This is a genomic window from Pseudomonas sp. GW821-FHT05H12 (genome assembly GCF_059419385.1).
In genome coordinates this window covers 1-953 of the sequence record NZ_JBWKRS010000087.1, presented here as the reverse complement: position 1 = coordinate 953, position 953 = coordinate 1, and the positions used below count along the sequence as shown (strand labels likewise).

The window sequence follows — 953 nt, the reverse complement described above, 5'->3', positions numbered from 1 at the left end:
CTGCAGCGGACGCCAAGAAGCTGGCTATCCAGTCTTCTGCCTCAAGCTCTTTGCATATTCGTTCGGAGAACGATATCCCAGAGCTGAGTGCAGTCGACTGCTGTTGTAAAACCCATGTACATAGCTGGCGATTGATAGCTGTGCCTGTTTTTTTGTGGGGTAGACCCCGAAAGCCTCCTCTCTTTTCAGCGTAGCGAAAAAGCTCTCGGCCACTGCATTGTCCCAGCAATTCCCCTTTCGACTCATGCTCTGGGTGAAGTCCTTCTTGGCCAGCGTCAGACGGAACTTGCTGCTTGCATACTGACGCCCCTGATCGGAGTGAAATACTGCTCCGCTAGTGCCAGAACAGGCGCTCCAGGCATTCAGAAACGCACTTTCGACCAAACCATCTGGCATGCGGTCCGACAAGCTGTAGCCCAAGATCTGGCGGGTCTGGATGCTCAACACTACCGCTAGATACAACCAACCCTCTCTGGTTGGGAGATAGGTGATATCACTGACCCAGGTCGGCGTGGGGTTATCGATGGAAAACTGACGTGCCAACACATTGCTCGCCACCGGCAAATAATGGCAGCTATCAGTAGTGCAGGGCCTGAAACCTCCTTTGGACTTGCCCTGTATCCGCTCCTCGCGCATCAACCGTCTGACCCGTTTGTGGCCCACTGCATACGATTTCTGGCGTAAGGCTGCGACCAACCGTGGCCGACCGTAGGTGTGTCGACTGGCTGCGTAAGCACTACGCAACGCAATGCGAATCTGAGCATCTGGATCGGGACGAGGCTGCCTGAGCACATAATCGTAGAAACCTGAAGTCGAGACTTCCATCACCCGACACAACACCCGTATCGGGTATTGAGTCCGTTCAGCAGCGACGAAGGCGTATCTCACCTGGACTCTCTGGCGAAGAATACCGCCGCCTTTTTTAGGATTTCACGCTCCATTTTCAGTTCGGC

1 pseudogene is annotated in these 953 nt (G+C 54.2%); it reads right to left on the bottom strand.

The window, feature by feature from the left end:
- Nucleotides 1-24 precede the first annotated feature (24 nt).
- Nucleotides 25-912 (bottom strand): annotated as a pseudogene (locus tag AC07SU_RS30865) (IS3 family transposase); the annotation flags it as partial.
- Nucleotides 913-953: the final 41 nt, after the last annotated feature.